At 64.7% G+C, this 15,684-nt stretch carries 15 protein-coding genes; 5 read left to right on the forward strand and 10 right to left on the reverse strand.

Annotation, left to right across the window (positions count from 1 at the left end; all coding sequences use genetic code 11):
• Positions 1 to 200 precede the first annotated feature (200 nt).
• The 3 genes from N0B28_RS25825 to N0B28_RS25835 all read right to left on the reverse strand — a co-directional run bounded on the left by N0B28_RS25825 (position 201) and on the right by N0B28_RS25835 (position 2,009).
• A complete protein-coding gene (locus N0B28_RS25825; protein ID WP_008366879.1) occupies positions 201 to 476 on the reverse strand; it encodes an HU family DNA-binding protein in 276 nt (91 codons plus the stop codon).
• 186 nt (positions 477 to 662) lie between these two features.
• Positions 663 to 1,811: an FAD-dependent oxidoreductase gene (locus N0B28_RS25830; RefSeq protein WP_054916465.1), complete on the reverse strand. Its 1,149-nt coding sequence runs from the start codon at positions 1,809 to 1,811 to the stop codon at positions 663 to 665.
• A gap of 30 nt (positions 1,812 to 1,841) precedes the next feature.
• Positions 1,842 to 2,009 carry a rubredoxin gene (locus N0B28_RS25835; RefSeq protein ID WP_007954349.1) on the reverse strand — a complete coding sequence of 56 codons (168 nt, stop codon included), beginning with the start codon at positions 2,007 to 2,009 and terminating at the stop codon, positions 1,842 to 1,844.
• 207 nt (positions 2,010 to 2,216) lie between these two features.
• Between N0B28_RS25835 and N0B28_RS25840 the strand changes: the two genes are divergently transcribed.
• On the forward strand, positions 2,217 to 2,744 hold the full coding sequence (locus tag N0B28_RS25840; RefSeq protein ID WP_231390566.1) for a chorismate lyase: 528 nt from the start codon (positions 2,217 to 2,219) through the stop codon (positions 2,742 to 2,744).
• A complete protein-coding gene (gene ubiA, locus N0B28_RS25845) occupies positions 2,744 to 3,634 on the forward strand; it encodes a 4-hydroxybenzoate octaprenyltransferase (RefSeq protein WP_054916464.1) in 891 nt (296 codons plus the stop codon). Before N0B28_RS25840 ends, ubiA begins: the two co-directional genes overlap by 1 nt.
• Before the next feature lie 32 nt (positions 3,635 to 3,666).
• Here the strand turns inward: ubiA and N0B28_RS25850 are convergent, their stop codons facing one another.
• A complete protein-coding gene (locus N0B28_RS25850; protein WP_043861550.1) occupies positions 3,667 to 4,041 on the reverse strand; it encodes a hypothetical protein in 375 nt (124 codons plus the stop codon).
• 147 nt (positions 4,042 to 4,188) lie between these two features.
• On the opposite strand from N0B28_RS25850, the gene phoB reads away from it, so the two are divergent.
• The 3 genes from phoB (at position 4,189) to N0B28_RS25865 (ending at position 7,750) form a co-directional block, all read left to right on the forward strand.
• The gene (gene phoB / locus N0B28_RS25855) at positions 4,189 to 4,878 is read left to right on the forward strand and encodes a phosphate regulon transcriptional regulator PhoB (RefSeq protein ID WP_028942483.1); all 690 of its coding nucleotides are present in this window, start codon (positions 4,189 to 4,191) and stop codon (positions 4,876 to 4,878) included.
• Positions 4,879 to 5,020: 142 nt separating this feature from the next.
• Complete coding sequence (gene phoR, locus N0B28_RS25860; RefSeq protein WP_275732119.1) at positions 5,021 to 6,295, forward strand: phosphate regulon sensor histidine kinase PhoR; 1,275 nt, start codon at positions 5,021 to 5,023, stop codon at positions 6,293 to 6,295.
• A 114-nt stretch (positions 6,296 to 6,409) separates the two neighbouring features.
• A complete protein-coding gene (locus N0B28_RS25865) occupies positions 6,410 to 7,750 on the forward strand; it encodes a hemolysin family protein (protein ID WP_043861548.1) in 1,341 nt (446 codons plus the stop codon).
• A gap of 6 nt (positions 7,751 to 7,756) precedes the next feature.
• On the opposite strand, the gene N0B28_RS25870 is transcribed toward N0B28_RS25865, so the two are convergent.
• From N0B28_RS25870 to N0B28_RS25895, 6 genes are all read right to left on the reverse strand, one after another.
• Positions 7,757 to 8,653 (reverse strand): M23 family metallopeptidase, encoded by an 897-nt coding sequence (locus N0B28_RS25870; RefSeq protein WP_054916463.1) that lies wholly within the window; start codon positions 8,651 to 8,653, stop codon positions 7,757 to 7,759.
• Positions 8,654 to 8,838: 185 nt separating this feature from the next.
• Complete coding sequence (locus tag N0B28_RS25875; protein ID WP_088513972.1) at positions 8,839 to 9,747, reverse strand: response regulator; 909 nt, start codon at positions 9,745 to 9,747, stop codon at positions 8,839 to 8,841.
• A 162-nt stretch (positions 9,748 to 9,909) separates the two neighbouring features.
• Positions 9,910 to 10,674, reverse strand: a complete 765-nt coding sequence (gene phoU / locus N0B28_RS25880; RefSeq protein WP_043861545.1) for a phosphate signaling complex protein PhoU — start codon at positions 10,672 to 10,674, stop codon at positions 9,910 to 9,912.
• A gap of 56 nt (positions 10,675 to 10,730) precedes the next feature.
• Positions 10,731 to 11,564 (reverse strand): phosphate ABC transporter ATP-binding protein PstB, encoded by an 834-nt coding sequence (pstB, locus tag N0B28_RS25885; protein WP_043861544.1) that lies wholly within the window; start codon positions 11,562 to 11,564, stop codon positions 10,731 to 10,733.
• An 80-nt stretch (positions 11,565 to 11,644) separates the two neighbouring features.
• Entirely contained in the window at positions 11,645 to 13,315 is a 1,671-nt protein-coding gene (gene pstA / locus N0B28_RS25890; protein WP_043861543.1) for a phosphate ABC transporter permease PstA, read from the reverse strand.
• Positions 13,316 to 13,332: 17 nt separating this feature from the next.
• On the reverse strand, positions 13,333 to 15,621 hold the full coding sequence (locus tag N0B28_RS25895; RefSeq protein WP_043861542.1) for an ABC transporter permease subunit: 2,289 nt from the start codon (positions 15,619 to 15,621) through the stop codon (positions 13,333 to 13,335).
• Positions 15,622 to 15,684 lie beyond the last annotated feature (63 nt).

The raw sequence follows: 15,684 nt of genomic DNA on the forward strand, positions 1-15,684 counted from the left end.
GCGGCGGCGTATGCTAGTCACAAGCACGGGGCACGGCAATAGCGCACTGCACGGTGGGTTCCTCGCCGGCAACGCCGGCTCCTGCAGACGGCGGTTATCTCCTGCAGGCGCCGGCATTGCCGGCGAAGAGCCGCCACACAAACAAGAACGGGCACCTTGTAGGGGTGCCCGCTCTTCAATGCAATCAGTAGCCCACGGCCTTACGGATTGACGCTGTCCTTGAGGAACTTGCCTGGTTTGAACGCCACGGTGTTGCTGGCCTTGATCTTCACCGGCTCGCCCGTCTGAGGGTTCTTGCCGGTGCGCGCGCCACGGTGGCGCTGCAGGAACGTGCCGAAGCCTACCAGGGTGACGCTGTCTTTCTTGTGCAGCGCGTTGGTGATTTCTTCCAGTACGGCATTGAGCACGCGGTTGGCCTGCTCCTTGGTAAGGTCGGCTTTCTCGGCAATGGCTGCGGCGAGTTCTGGTTTACGCATGGTGAAGCCCCTCTGACGGATTTTTTGTTGTTATGCCGTGCTGCCTTGCAGGCAGCGCCTAAGGCACCGCAGGCTCTAAACTGCGGCAGACGGGTGTGAGAATGGCACGCCGCCAGTGGCCGCGCCAGTCTCTGGGCGGCCATTGTTCAGGCAATGGCAGGGTATATCCGACAGAACGACAGCTATTTATGCCAGCAACGGCGGAAGTTGACGGTTCAGCGCCAGCTTTTCCATCACTGCCGTACCGGTCAATACATAGCCCAGCAGTTGGCCATCGGCATCCCGGCAGAGCACCTTGATGTCGCTGCCCTGCCCTTCGACCTGCCACTGGCCTTCGCGGGCGCGTGGCGGCGGCGAAACGACCAGCGGGCATACCGGGGTCTTCACCGTGATGGGCATAGGCCCGTAGCTGACCACCGTCGGATTGCCCGCCAGGGTCTGCGCCAGCGCGCGCGCGCAGGCCATCAGCGGCATCACGTACAGCAGGTTGATGCCGTCGACCTCGGCACAGTCGCCCAGGGCATGGATATTGGCGTGCGAGGTGCGCAGGTGGCGGTCGACCACCACCCCGCGATTGACCTGCAGGCCAGCGGCGGCAGCCAGGTCGATGCGGGGGCGCAGGCCGATGGCCGATACCACAAGGTCGCAGACGATCACACTGCCATCGGACAGATGCGCTTGCAGGGCATCGGCCGAACGTTCCAGGCGGGTCAGCACCGGGCCCAGGTGAAAGCGCACACCAAGCCCTTGCAGCCCAGCCTGCACCGCAGCCGCGGCGGCCGGGTGCAGCAGGGTCGGCATGACCTGCTCGCAGGGGGCGACGATGTCGATCTCGAAGCCACCCAGGTGCATGTCGTTGGCGAACTCGCAGCCGATCAGCCCGGCCCCCAGAATCAGTACCCGGCGCTTGCCGGCCGCCGCGGCGCGAAAGCGCGCGTAGTCTTCGAGGTCGTTGATCGGGAAGATCGCATCGGCTGCGTCGCCCTGCACCGGCACCTGGATGGTCTGCGCGCCCAGCGCCAGCACCAGGTCGCGGTACGGCACCTGCTCCTCGCCGATCCACAGGCGCTTGTGGCCCGGGTCGATGCCGCTGATGCGCGTATGGGTACGCACCTGGGCCTTGAGCTGCTCGGCCATGGCCCCCGGCTCGGCCATGCTCAGGCCGTCGGCGTCCTTGTCCTTGGCAAAGCCGGTGGACAGCATCGGCTTGGAATACGAGCGACCATCATCGGCGCTGATCAGCAGCAACGGCGTCTCGCCGTCGAGCTTGCGAAATTCGCGGGCGAGGTTGTAGCCCGCCAGCCCCGTACCGACAATCACCACCGGATCGCTCATGCCTTCATCCCTTCCCTGTATAAAAAATGATCAGTTGATTTCGATCATCTCGAAATCCATCTTGCCCACACCGCAGTCCGGGCACAGCCAGTCTTCCGGCACGTCCTGCCACAAGGTGCCCGGCGCAATGCCGTCATCCGGCCAGCCATCGGCCTCGTTGTAGATAAGCCCGCATACCACGCATTGCCACTTCTTCATGATCGCTCTCCCTCCAGTAATCCAGACGCACATCGGTTGTGATCATTACAGTCTTGGCGCTGCATGGATCGTCAGGGGGCTTTGTACTGAGGCTGGTGGCGCGATGCAAGCGCAACCGGCAAACATGCTAAGCTCGGCGCCTCACTGGCTTGTAACCGCATACCTACCGTGCCGTACGAAACCTCGCAAGTGCCCGCGCCACACTGGCTGCAGCAGCAAACGCCGCTGGCCGCAAGCGCCGACCCCCTTACCGCCGACTGGCTGTTCGACCAGGGCTCGTTGACCCGCCGCCTGACCCGATTATCCGCCGATCACTTCAGCGTGACCCCCCTGTACGAGGGCTGGCAGCCGCTGCGCGCCGACGAGTGCACCAGCCTCGGCCTGGCCCCGGGCAGCGAAGGCTGGGTGCGCGAGGTGTACCTGCGCGGGCATGGCCAGCCGTGGGTGTACGCACGCAGTGTGGCCGCGCGCAGCGCCCTGCGGCAGGGCGGCCTGGACATGGAAGCGCTGGGCAGCCGTTCGCTGGGCGAGTTGCTGTTCTGCAGCCCCGGGTTTGCCCGCCAGGCCATCGAGGTGTGCCACTACCCTGCCGCCTGGTTGCCCCGCGAGCAGCGCCATGACGGCCTGTGGGCACGCCGTTCGCGGTTCGACCAGGGTGAACTGAGCATCCTGGTGGCCGAGATCTTCCTGCCCGCCCTGTGGCAGGCCACCGACACCCGCCTGGAGGACCGCTGATGTACCTGAGCCTGCTCAAGTCGCTCAATCGCCTGCACCCCCGGGCGTGGGACTTCATCCAGCTCAGCCGCATGGACAAGCCGATCGGCATCTACCTGCTGCTGTGGCCCACCCTCACGGCGGTATGGATCGCGGCCAAAGGCACGCCCACCGTGGCCAACGTGCTGATCTTCCTGTTCGGCGTGGTGCTGATGCGCGCCGCAGGCTGCGCGATCAACGATTTTGCCGACCGCAAGGTCGACGGTCACGTCAAGCGCACCGCCGAACGCCCGCTGGCGGCCGGACGCATCAGCGGGCGCGAGGCGCTGGTCCTGTTCGCGACCCTGGTGGGGCTGAGTTTCGTGCTGGTGCTGTGCACCAATGCGCAGACGGTATGGCTGTCGTTCGGCGCCGTGGCGCTGGCAGCCTGCTACCCGTTCATGAAGCGCTACACCTATTACCCGCAGGTGGTGCTGGGCGCGGCCTATTCCTGGGGCATCCCCATGGCCTTCACCGCCGCCACCGGCGAGCTGCCGGCCATCGCCTGGCTGCTGTACATCGCCAACCTGCTGTGGACCGTGGGCTACGACACCTACTACGCGATGGTCGACCGCGACGACGACCTGAAGATCGGGGTCAAGTCCACCGCGATCCTGTTCGGCGAAGCCGATCGCGCCATCATCCTGACCTTGCAGCTGCTGTCGCTGGGCTGCCTGCTGATGGCCGGCAACCGCTTCGAGCTGGGTGGCTGGTTCCACCTGGGGCTGGTAGGCGCGGCGCTGTGCTTCGCCTGGGAATACTGGTCGACCCGCAGCCTGGATCGCGACGCCTGCTTCAAGGCCTTCCTGCACAACCACTGGGCCGGACTGCTGGTGTTCATCGGCGTGGTACTGGACTACGCCCTGCGCTAGCCGCCCCCGGGGGCGGCCGCGCAAGGCCGGCCTCATGGCTTGGCGGCGTGCCAGACGTCCTTCATGCCGTCGCCGGTCATGTCACCGCCCTTCTTGTCCTTGACGAAGGTGTACAGCGGCTTGCCATCGTAGGCCCACTGCATCGAGCCGTCTTCGCGCTTGATCTGCGTCCACTTGCCCTCGGCGGCGTCGCCCGCCATGGCCTTGAGGGGCGGCCAGTTCTTGGCGCAGTCGTCATTGCACATGGATTTGCCGCCGGCATCCTTGTCGAAGGTGTACAGCGTCATGCCGGCAGAATCAACCAGCACGCCGTTCTTCTCCATCCCCGGCGCGGCCGCTGCCACCCCCGGCAGGGCCAGTGCTGCAACAGCAAAGAGAGCCATCCAGTTCAGCGTATGTCGTGTCATTGGATTCACCGTTTTTGGTGATGGGTGGGAGCTAAAGCGTAGCTCAGCCAAGGAATGTTGCCGCCAGGCCACACGACCTGTCACACGACTGCAATAATTCCGTTATCTAATGCGGGCCAAGACACCTTAATGGGAAGAGGTTTGAGCATGGTTGGCAGGAACATTCTGATCGTTGACGACGAGGCGCCGATTCGCGAGATGATCGCCGTTGCATTGGAAATGGCCGGCTACGACTGCCTGGAGGCGGAAAACTCGCAGCAGGCCCATGCCATCATCGTCGACCGCAAGCCCGACCTGATCCTGCTCGACTGGATGCTGCCGGGCACTTCGGGCATCGAACTGGCGCGGCGCCTCAAGCGCGATGAGCTGACCGGCGACATCCCGATCATCATGCTCACCGCCAAGGGTGAGGAAGACAACAAGATCCAGGGCCTGGAAGTCGGCGCCGACGACTACATCACCAAGCCGTTCTCCCCGCGCGAACTGGTGGCCCGCCTCAAGGCCGTGCTGCGCCGTGCCGGCCCCAGCGATGGCGAGGCCCCGATCGAGGTCGGCGGCCTGCTGCTCGACCCGATCAGCCACCGCGTGACCATCGACGGCAAGCCTGCCGAGATGGGCCCTACCGAATACCGCCTGCTGCAGTTCTTCATGACCCATCAGGAGCGCGCCTACACCCGTGGCCAACTGCTCGACCAGGTATGGGGCGGCAATGTGTACGTGGAGGAGCGCACCGTCGACGTGCATATCCGCCGTCTGCGCAAGGCGCTGGGTGAAGCCTACGAAAATCTGGTACAAACCGTGCGCGGCACGGGATACCGGTTCTCAACCAAGAGTTGAGAACACGGCAAGCTACAAGCCTCAAGTAAGAGCAAAAGCAAACGCAGATCCGCTTCAATCTTGCAGCTTGCCGCTTGCAGCTTGCAGCGGGTCCTAAGGACCCACCGTGAACCAAAACTGGCATGGCACCCTGATTCGCCACATGCTGCTGCTGACCACCGTCTGCCTGCTGGCCGGGCTGATCAGCGGCCATTACGGCTGGAGCCTGGCCCTGGGCCTTGGCGTGTATCTGGGCTGGACCCTCAAGCAGCTGCTGCGCCTGCACGACTGGCTGCGCCAGCACAAACCCGACGAGGCCCCGCCCGACGGCTATGGCCTGTGGGGCGAGGTGTTCGACAGCATCTACCACCTGCAACGCCGCGACCAACGCGTGCGCGGGCGCCTGCAGGCAGTGATCGACCGCGTGCAGGAGTCCACCGCCGCCCTCAAGGACGCGGTGATCATGCTCGACAGCGACGGCAACCTGGAGTGGTGGAACCGCGCCGCCGAGACCCTGCTGGGGCTCAAGACCCCACAGGACAGCGGCCAGCCGGTCACCAACCTGGTGCGCCACCCGCGCTTCAAGGAGTACTTCGAACAGGAGAACTACCTCGAGCCGCTGGAAATCCCCTCGCCCATCAGCGACCGCCTGCGCATCCAGCTGCACATCACCCGCTACGGCAACAACGAACACCTGATGCTGGTGCGCGACGTGACCCGCATCCACCAGCTCGAACAGATGCGCAAGGACTTCGTCGCCAACGTCTCCCACGAGCTGCGCACGCCACTGACGGTGATTGCCGGGTACCTGGAGACCCTGCTCGACAACGTCGAGGAGGTGAACCCGCGCTGGGTGCGGGCCCTGACCCAGATGCAGCAGCAAGGCGTGCGCATGCAGACGCTGCTCAACGACCTGTTGCTGCTGGCCAAGCTGGAGGCCACCGACTACCCCTCCGACAATCAGCCGGTGGCCATCGACAGCCTGCTGCAGTCGATCAAGGGCGATGCCCAGGCCCTGTCCGGCCAGCGCAACCAGCGCATCACCCTGGACGCCGAGCCGGGCGTGCGCCTCAAGGGCAGCGAGGCGGAACTGCGCAGCGCGTTCTCCAACCTTGTGTTCAACGCCGTCAAGTACACCCAGGATGAGGGCCAGATCCGCATCCGCTGGTGGGCCGACGCCCAGGGCGCGCACCTGAGCGTGCAGGACTCGGGCATCGGCATCGACCCCAAGCACCTGCCACGCCTGACCGAGCGTTTCTACCGCGTCGACTCCAGCCGCAACTCCACCACCGGCGGCACCGGCCTTGGCCTGGCGATCGTCAAGCACGTACTGCTGCGCCACCGCGGCCGGCTGGAGATCAACAGCGTACCGGGCCACGGCAGTACCTTTACCTGCCATTTCGCCCCCGTTCAGGTGGCAACCCGCACCGTTTCCTGAGCGACCGCCCTTTAAATTTGCGCAGTCAGCCGCTACATTGGCTGACTCGCGCCAGTACCTGCTGGCATTGCCACACTCCCTTATTTCAGAAGACGGACCCCGTAAAACTCCATCATGGACCCTTCCCCTGGTATCACCCTCGCTTCACTGTTCGCCGATTTCGGCATGATTCTTTTTGCTCTGCTGCTGGTTCTGCTCAACGGATTCTTCGTTGCGGCCGAGTTCGCCATGGTCAAGCTGCGCTCGACCCGGGTCGAGGCGATTGCCGGCAAGAACGGCTGGCGCGGGCATATCCTGCGTACCGTACACAGCCAGCTGGACGCCTACCTGTCGGCCTGCCAGCTGGGCATCACACTGGCCTCGCTGGGCCTGGGCTGGGTCGGCGAGCCGGCCTTCGCGCACCTGCTCGAGCCGCTGCTGGCGGCGGTGGGCGTGCAATCGCCCGAAGTCATCAAGGGCGTATCGTTCTTCAGCGCCTTCTTCGTGATCTCCTACCTGCACATCGTGGTCGGCGAGCTGGCGCCCAAGTCCTGGGCCATTCGCAAGCCCGAACTGCTGTCGCTGTGGACGGCGGTACCGCTGTACCTGTTCTACTGGATGATGTACCCGGCCATCTACCTGCTCAACGCCAGTGCCAACGCCATCCTGCGCATCGCCGGCCAGGGCGAGCCCGGCCCGCACCACGAGCACCATTACAGCCGCGAGGAACTCAAGCTGATCCTGCACTCCAGCCGGGGCCAGGACCCCAGCGACCAGGGTATGCGCGTACTGGCCTCGGCGGTGGAGATGGGCGAACTGGAGGTGGTCGACTGGGCCAATTCCCGTGAAGACATGGTCAGCCTCGACGCCCATGCGCCGCTCAAGGAGATCCTCGCGATGTTCCGCCGGCACAAGTTCAGCCGCTACCCGGTGCTCGACGCCGAAAGCGGCGAATTCGTCGGCCTGCTGCACATCAAGGACCTGCTGCTGGAACTGGCCGCGCTGGACCACCTGCCCGAGTCGTTCAACCTGGCCGAGCTGACCCGCCCGCTGGAACGCGTATCGCGCCACATGCCGCTGTCGCAGCTGCTGGAGCAGTTCCGCAAGGGCGGCGCGCACTTTGCCCTGGTCGAAGAGGCCGATGGCAAGGTGATCGGCTACCTGACCATGGAAGACGTGCTCGAAGTGCTGGTGGGCGACATCCAGGACGAACACCGCAAGACCGAGCGCGGTATCCTCGCCTACCAGCCCGGCAAGCTGCTGGTGCGCGGCGACACCCCGCTGTTCAAGGTCGAGCGCCTGCTGGGCGTGGACCTGGACCATATCGAGGCCGAAACCCTTGCTGGCCTGGTCTACGAGACGCTCAAGCGCGTACCGGAAGAAGAAGAGGTGCTGGAGGTCGACGGCCTGCGCATCATCATCAAGAAGATGAAAGGGCCCAAGATCGTGCTGGCCAAGGTGCTCAAGCTCGATTGACGCGCCTTACGGGTTGCCGGCGGTAAAGCTCGGCAGCCCGCCGATGGGCTGGTTGAACTGGTACGGGATCGACTCCAGCGCCAGCCCCACGTTGCGCTGCACCACGAAATGCAGGTGCGGCCCGCTGCTGTTGCCGGTGTTGCCGGACCTTGCCAGCGGCGTGCCATAGGCCACCCGCTGGCCTTCGCTGACCACCACCGACCCGCGCATCAGGTGCAGGTACACGCCCATGGTGCCGTCGGCATGCAGAATCCGCACGAAATTGCCTGCCGGGTTGGTACCGCGCCCGCTCTGGGTGTTTTCCGTCTTGATCACCACCCCTGCCCGCGCCGCAATGATCGGCGTGCCTTCGGGCATGGCGATGTCCATGGCATAGCGGCCCTTGGGGCCGAAGTGGCTGTAGGTGCCATTGGGGCCCTGGGAGAGGCGGAACGGGCCGCCGCGCCAGGGGAACGGGTAGCGATAGGCCTGGGTGCGCTGGGCGGGGTTGCCCAACGTGTAGTTGAACTGCTCGCGGTAGCTGACCGGGGTACCGGGCTTGCGCGCACCGAGGGCAGTGAGCAGCAGCGTGGAACGGGCCGGCACCACCCGCCGGACGATGCGCGGCGCCAGGTTCTGCACGTTGCCCAGGCGCTCCAGGCGCAGTTCCACTTCGACCGGGGCGTGCAGCTCGTTGCGGGCACTGAAACGCACGCCGTCGGCGTACTTGCTGACCTGCAACTGCACCTGCTGGCCCAGCTGCTCGACCATGCGATCACGGAACACCAGTGCGCGAGCGCCGGGGCTGGGGCGATCGGAATAGGACACCACGCCGTCGGCGTCGGTGTTCTTGTAGATGGTCATGGCCCAGCTCGGGCCGGCAGCCAGCAACAGGGCGCAGAACAGCAGCAGGTGTGGCGGCATCGGTAGTGGCCATCTGACAGGTTAGCTGTGAGCAAGCCTAGCAGGGGAATATGGAGGGCGTGTTGCGGGGAGTGATGCTGGGTATGGCAGGCGATCAGTGGTGTGTCCTTCGCCGGCAAGGCCGGCTCCTACGGCTGTAGGAGCCGGCCTTGCCGGCGAAGAGGCTGCGAGCAGCAAAGGGCCTGTCAGGCCCCCGGCACGAAGTGCTTGAGCGCCGTACCGCGGGCAATCAGCCGCGACAGGTAGTCGAGCTTCTGCGCATCCTGATCGACAAAGCGGAAGGTCAGCTGCAGCCAGTCGCTGTCCGGCTTGGATTCCACCGCCACCACCGCATGCAGGTACCCGTTGAGCCGCGCGATCTCGGCATTGTCGCCCTGCTCCAGGTCCAGCACCGCGCCTTCCAGGATCTGCGGAAGCACTTCGCCACGGCGTACCACCAGCAAGGCTTCCTTCAGGCTCAGGGCCTTGATCACGCAGGCCTGGTTGCCGCTGGACAGGCGCAGCTGGCCCTGTCCGCGGCCCGCCGGCGCCGCCGCCTTGGCCGCGCCCGGTTGCGGCGCATTGATCAGTGGCTTGGCCGCCGCCACCGGGGCCGCAGCTGGGGCGGCCGGGCGCACGGTCTCGGCCTTGCCGCCGGTCAGGGCCGACAGCGAGTCATTGGCAAACGCGGAGGTGGCGCGGGTGGGCGCACTGGCCATCAGGGTATCGAGCTTGCCCAGCTTGGTCAGCGCCTTCTTCACCTTGGTCAGCAACTGCTCGTTGGTGAACGGCTTGCCGACAAAGTCCGACACACCGGCCTGGATCGCCTGCACCACGTTTTCCTTGTCGCCACGGCTGGTCACCATGATGAACGGCATGGCCTTGAGCGCTTCGTGCTGGCGGCACCAGGTCAGCAGCTCCAGGCCCGACATCTCGGGCATCTCCCAGTCGCACAGCACCAGGTCGAAACGCTCGCGCTCCAGCAGCACCTGGGCCTTGCGACCGTTGACCGCGTCCTCGATGACCATGCCGGGGAAGTAATTGCGCAGACACTTTTTCACCAGGTCACGGATAAACGGCGCGTCATCCACGACCAGAACACTGACTTTACTCATCGCCACTCCTTCAAGACCCGGCTAGCATAACGTTGACTGATGGCCATTTGCCAAGACTTCGCTCATGCCGGGGCTCCGTCAAATCATTCGCGGGTGCGTGCTGTTGCGCTGCCGCAAACGAAAACGCCCGGCCAAGGCCGGGCGTTCATTCTCGGGGCAGTCCTATTTATCGTCAGGTTTGCCCGGAACATTAGCTTTTTCGCCGTTGCCGTTGCCCTCGACTTCTTCCTTCATTCGCTTCAGGCCCAGGTGACGCACGTCGGTACCGCGCACCAGGTAGATCACCAGCTCGGCGATGTTGCGCGCGTGGTCGCCGATGCGCTCCAGCGAACGCAGCGCCCAGATCACGCTCAGTACCCGCGAGATCGAGCGCGGGTCTTCCATCATGTAGGTCACCAGCTCGCGCAGGGCGGTCTTGTACTCGCGGTCGATGGTCTTGTCGTACTGCGCCACCGACAGCGCCAGCTCGGCATCGAAGCGGGCAAAGGCGTCGAGCGCGTCGCGCACCATGTTGCGTACCTGGTCGCCGATGTGACGCACCTCCACGTAGCCGCGCGGCGACTCGCCTTCTTCGCACAACTGGATGGCGCGGCGGGCGATCTTGGTCGATTCGTCGCCGATGCGCTCCAGGTCGATCACCGACTTGGAAATGCTGATGATCAGGCGCAGGTCCGACGCCGCCGGCTGGCGCCGGGCCAGGATGCGCACGCACTCCTCGTCGATGTTGCGTTCCATCTGGTTGATCTGCTCATCGACTTCGCGCACCTGCTGGGCCAGGCCCGAATCGGCCTCGATCAGCGCGGTGACGGCGTCGTTGACCTGTTTCTCGACCAGGCCGCCCATTGCCAGAAGATGGCTGCGAACCTCTTCAAGTTCGGCGTTGAACTGCTGGGAGATGTGATGGGTAAGGCTGTCTTTGTCGATCATGAGAAATCCTTGGCGCGTCCGGTAAGTGCTGTCAGGCGGCGTTCAATCGTTGAATCCTAGCCATACCGACCGGTGATGTAGTCTTCGGTCTGCTTCTTCGCCGGGTTGGTGAACAGGGTGTCGGTGTCACCGTATTCCACCAGCTTGCCCATGTACATGAACGCGGTGTAGTCCGAAACCCGCGCGGCCTGCTGCATGTTGTGGGTCACGATGACGATGGTGTACTTGGACTTGAGTTCGTAGATCAGCTCTTCGACCTTGAGCGTGGAAATCGGGTCCAGCGCCGAGCACGGTTCGTCGAGCAAAAGCACCTCTGGCTCCACCGCGATGGTACGGGCGATCACCAGGCGCTGCTGCTGGCCGCCGGACAGGCCCAGGGCCGAGTCGTGCAGGCGGTCCTTGACCTCCTCCCACAGTGCGGCACCCTTGAGTGCCCACTCCACGGCTTCATCCAGTACACGCTTCTTGTTGATGCCCTGGATGCGCAGGCCGTACACCACGTTCTCGTAGATGGTCTTGGGGAACGGGTTGGGCTTCTGGAACACCATGCCCACGCGGCGGCGCAGCTCGGCCACGTCCTCGCCCTTGCGGTAGATGTTGTTGCCGTCGAGGTTGATCGCGCCTTCCACCCGGCAGCCGTCGACCAGGTCGTTCATGCGGTTGAAGGTGCGCAGCAGGGTCGACTTGCCGCAGCCCGAGGGGCCGATGAAGGCGGTCACGCGCTGCTTGGGAATGTTCAGGCTGACATCGAACAGCGCCTGCTTCTCGCCGTAGAACAGGCTCAGGCCCGGCACTTCGATGGCCACGGTCTCGTCGGCCAGCTGCAGGCTCTGCTTGGTGCGACCCAGGGCGGACATGTCGATGCCGTGGGTGTGGGATTCATGCTGCATGGTAAGACTCCATACGCTATCAATTTCGTTTCATCGTACCGCCCGGCACAACACACGGGCGGCGCTTGCAATAAGGGGTATCAGCTGTCCAGCGCCTTGTACTTCTCGCGCAGGTGGTTGCGTATCCATACCGCCGAGAGGTTGAGCGTGGCGATCACCATCACCAGCAGCAGCGCCGTGGCGTACACCAACGGCCGCGCGGCCTCGACGTTGGGGCTCTGGAAGCCGACGTCGTAGATGTGGAAGCCCAGGTGCATGATCTTCTGGTCCAGGTGCAGGTACGGGTAGTTGCCGTCCACCGGTAGCGACGGCGCCAGTTTCACCACACCCACCAGCATCAGCGGCGCCACCTCGCCCGCGGCACGGGCCACGGCCAGGATCATGCCGGTCATCATCGCCGGGCTGGCCATCGGCAGCACGATCTTCCACAGCGTCTCGGCCTTGGTCGCACCCAGGGCCAGCGAGCCCTCGCGCACGGTCCGCGGGATCCGCGCCAGGCCTTCTTCGGTGGCCACGATCACCACCGGTACCGCCAGCAGCGCCAGGGTCAGCGAGGCCCACAGCAGGCCCGGGGTACCCAGGGTCGGCGCCGGCAGTGCTTCGGGGAAGAACAGGTGGTCGAGCGAGCCGCCCAGCACGTACACGAAGAAGCCCAGGCCGAACACGCCGTAGACGATCGCCGGCACGCCGGCCAGGTTGTTCACCGCGATGCGGATCAGCCGGGTCACCGGACCCTGGCGGGCATATTCACGCAGGTACACCGCCGCCAGCACGCCGAACGGGGTGACGATCACGGCCATGATCAGGGTCATCATCACGGTGCCGAAGATCGCCGGGAAGATCCCGCCCTCGGTGTTGGCTTCACGCGGGTCGTCGCTGAGGAACTCCCACACCTTGGCGAAGTAGGTGCCCAGCTTGGTGAAGTTGTTCATGGCGTTGGGCTGGTAGGCGTGCACCACCTTGTCGAGGTTGATCTCGACTTCGCGGCCATTGCCGTCACGGGCCACCAGGCTGTCGCGGCTGAAGTCCTGGTGCAGCTTGCCCAGGCGGTCCTCGATGGCCTTGTAGCGGTTGTTCAGCTCGGCGCGCTCGGCATCCATGTCGGCCTGCGCTACAGGGGTCAGCTTGCCTTGCAGTTCCAGCTTGCGGGCTTGCAGGCGCAGGCGCTCAAGGCCATGGTTGATCGCACCGATGTCCTTCTTCTCGAGCTTCTGCAGCTCGCCGGCCAGGCCGGCAGCACGCTTGAGGCGTGCCTGCAGCTCGTTCCAGGCGGCCTGCCCTTCGGCAACCACCTTGCCGTTTTCCTTGACGCTGACCAGGTAGCCGTAGAAGTTGCCCCACTCGCGGCGCTCCAGGGCGATCAGGTCGACCGGCTTCTGCTGGTCCACCAGCCAGTCGCCGACCACCCAGGTGAAGTCACTGCCGTTGAGGTCGCGGTTGCCGACCTTGATCAACTCGCGGGTCATGAACTCCGGGCCGTTGTCGGGTACCGGCAGGCCGGCCCCCTTGAGGCGTGCCAGCGGCACCTCTTCCTTTTGCACCACTTCGCCGATGACGATGTGGTTGGCCTGGCCCGGCACGTTGTAGCTGGCCTGAATCAGGTCGGCCGGCCAGAAGTGCGCCAGGCCGCGCACGGCGATCACGGAGAGCAGACCGATGGTCATGATCACCGCGATGGACACCGCGCCACCGCTTATCCAGACGCCAGGGGCGCCGCTCTTGAACCAGCTCTTGAGGGAATCCTTTTTCACGGATCTCTACCTTTCTATCAAAGCGACGAGTATTTCTTGCGCAGACGCTGGCGAATCAGCTCGGCCAAGGTGTTCATCACGAAGGTGAACATCAGCAGCACCAGCGCGGCGAGGAACAGCACGCGGTAGTGGCTGCCACCGACTTCCGATTCGGGCATCTCCACCGCGACGTTGGCCGCCAGGGTGCGCATACCTTCGAACAGGTTCATTTCCATGACCGGGGTGTTGCCCGTGGCCATCAGCACGATCATGGTTTCACCCACCGCGCGGCCCATGCCGATCATCAGCGCCGAGAAGATGCCCGGGCTGGCGGTCAGGATGACCACGCGGGTCAGGGTCTGCCACGGCGTGGCGCCGAGTGCCAGCGAGCCCAGGGTCAGGCTGCGCGGCACGCTGAACACGGCGTCCTCGGCAATCGAGTAGATGTTCGGGATGACCGCAAAGCCCATGGCGATACCGACCACCAGGGCGTTGCGCTGGTCGTAGGTGATGCCCAGGTCATTGGTGATCCACAGGCGCATGTCGCCGCCGAAGAACCAGGTTTCGAGGAACGGGCTTAGGGTCAGCGCGCCCCAGCCGGTGAACAGGATCACCGGGATCAGGATCGCCGCTTCCCAGCCATCCGGCACACGCAGGCGGATCGACTCCGGCAGGCGGCTCCAGATGAAGCCGGCCAGCAGGATGCCGAACGGCATCACCACGAACAGGCTGAACACACCGGGCAGATGCCCTTCCAGGTACGGCGCCAGGAACAGCCCGGCGAAGAAGCCGAGGATCACCGTGGGCATCGCCTCCATCAGCTCGATCACCGGCTTGACCTTGCGGCGCATGCCCGGGGCCATGAAGTAGGCGGTGTAGATCGCTGCGGCAATCGCCAGCGGTGCGGCCAGGATCATCGCGTAGAACGCGGCCTTGAGCGTACCGAAGGTCAGTGGCGACAGGCTCAGCTTGGGCTCGAAGTCGGTGTTCGACGCGGTGGACTGCCAGACGTACTTGGGCTCGTCGTAGTTCTCGTACCAGACCTTGCTCCACAGCGCGCTCCAGGACACTTCCGGGTGCGGGTTGCGCAGGCTGGCCGGGATCAGCTTGCCGCCCTCTTCGACGAACAGGCGGTTGGCCCGTGGCGACAGTGCCAGCACGCCGGCGCCTTCGGCCATCGGCTCCACCAGCAGGGTGCGGTGCGCGGTGCTGTGGAACACGCCGAGCTTGCCGCTGGCATCCAGTGCCACGAAGCCCTTGCGGCGCTCTTCGGCATCGATCTGCACGATCGGCGCCTTGCCCATCTGGAAGGTACGGATCTGCTTGAAGCGCTGCTCGCCGTCCGGGTCGCGGGCCATGAACCACTGAGCCAGGCCACCCTTGGAGTCACCGATGATCAGCGAGATGCCGCCCACCAGCTGGGCGCTGGCGGTGACTTCGGCATCGGCGTCGTCGAGCAGCTTGTAACGACCGTTGAGGCTCTTGTCGCGCAGGCTGAACACATCGGCCTGGGCCCGCCCGTTGATCACGTACAACCACTGCTGGCGCGGGTCGATGAAGATCGCCTTGACCGCCTCGGTCATCTGCGGCAGTTCGATGTGGTTCTGCTCGCTGGTGACTTCGCCGGTCATCATGTTTTCTTCGCGGCTCAGTTGCAGTACCTGCAACTGCGCACCGCTGGAGCCGGCCACCACCAGGGTGTCGCCATTGACGTTCAGGCTCACGTGCTCCAGGGCACGGCCCGAATCGCCGAGGGCGAACGGTTGCTGGCCATAGGGGTAGTCGATGGCCGGGGTGATGGTCTTGTGGTTGTCCGGGTAGGTGATCTTGTAGCTGTGGCTGAACACCAGTGCCTGGCCGTTGGACAGGCCCAGCACCACCAGCGGGTTGCCCGGCTGGTCGGCGCCGATCGAGGTCACCTGGGTGCCGGCCGGTACCGGCAGGTCGACACGCTTGAGCTCGGCACCGGTCTTGGTGTCGAAGAACAGCGCCTGCCCCTTGTCCGAGACGCGCATGCCGACCAGGTTCTGCTCTTCGAGCGCGATCATCAGCGGCTTGCCGGCGTCCTGGGTCAGCCAGGCCGGGGTCATGGCCTTCTTGGTGGTCAGTTCGGCGCCTTGAAACAGCGGCACCACCACGTAGGCCAGGTAGAAGAAGATCAAGGTGATCGCCGCCAGCACGGCGAGCCCGCCCACCAGTACATACCAGCGGGTCAGGCGGTCCTTGAATGCACGCAGGCGACGCTTGCGTTGCAGCTCGGGCGTATTGAAATCAATCCGCACGGGGGGAGAATTTTGGGTCATGGTGGAGTTGGCCAGATCATTCATGCGCTCACCCTAGCGGTCCCGTATGACAAAAACATGACAATGCAGTGACGCAAAAAAGCCCGC

The sequence above is a fragment of the Pseudomonas sp. SD17-1 genome (assembly GCF_029201585.1).
GTDB lineage: Bacteria > Pseudomonadota > Gammaproteobacteria > Pseudomonadales > Pseudomonadaceae > Aquipseudomonas > Aquipseudomonas palmensis.

What these genes read in the sequence shown, in the direction of transcription:
- N0B28_RS25825 (WP_008366879.1), bottom strand. Translation starts at nt 476, where the DNA reads ATGCGTAAACCAGAACTCGCCGCAGCCATTGCCGAGAAAGCCGACCTT.
- N0B28_RS25830 (WP_054916465.1), bottom strand. Translation starts at nt 1,811, where the DNA reads ATGAGCGATCCGGTGGTGATTGTCGGTACGGGGCTGGCGGGCTACAAC.
- N0B28_RS25835 (WP_007954349.1), bottom strand. Translation starts at nt 2,009, where the DNA reads ATGAAGAAGTGGCAATGCGTGGTATGCGGGCTTATCTACAACGAGGCC.
- ubiA (WP_054916464.1), top strand. Translation starts at nt 2,744, where the DNA reads ATGTACCTGAGCCTGCTCAAGTCGCTCAATCGCCTGCACCCCCGGGCG.
- N0B28_RS25850 (WP_043861550.1), bottom strand. Translation starts at nt 4,041, where the DNA reads ATGACACGACATACGCTGAACTGGATGGCTCTCTTTGCTGTTGCAGCA.
- phoB (WP_028942483.1), top strand. Translation starts at nt 4,189, where the DNA reads ATGGTTGGCAGGAACATTCTGATCGTTGACGACGAGGCGCCGATTCGC.
- phoR (WP_275732119.1), top strand. Translation starts at nt 5,021, where the DNA reads ATGCTGCTGCTGACCACCGTCTGCCTGCTGGCCGGGCTGATCAGCGGC.
- N0B28_RS25865 (WP_043861548.1), top strand. Translation starts at nt 6,410, where the DNA reads ATGGACCCTTCCCCTGGTATCACCCTCGCTTCACTGTTCGCCGATTTC.
- N0B28_RS25870 (WP_054916463.1), bottom strand. Translation starts at nt 8,653, where the DNA reads ATGCCGCCACACCTGCTGCTGTTCTGCGCCCTGTTGCTGGCTGCCGGC.
- N0B28_RS25875 (WP_088513972.1), bottom strand. Translation starts at nt 9,747, where the DNA reads ATGAGTAAAGTCAGTGTTCTGGTCGTGGATGACGCGCCGTTTATCCGT.
- phoU (WP_043861545.1), bottom strand. Translation starts at nt 10,674, where the DNA reads ATGATCGACAAAGACAGCCTTACCCATCACATCTCCCAGCAGTTCAAC.
- pstB (WP_043861544.1), bottom strand. Translation starts at nt 11,564, where the DNA reads ATGCAGCATGAATCCCACACCCACGGCATCGACATGTCCGCCCTGGGT.
- N0B28_RS25895 (WP_043861542.1), bottom strand. Translation starts at nt 15,621, where the DNA reads ATGAATGATCTGGCCAACTCCACCATGACCCAAAATTCTCCCCCCGTG.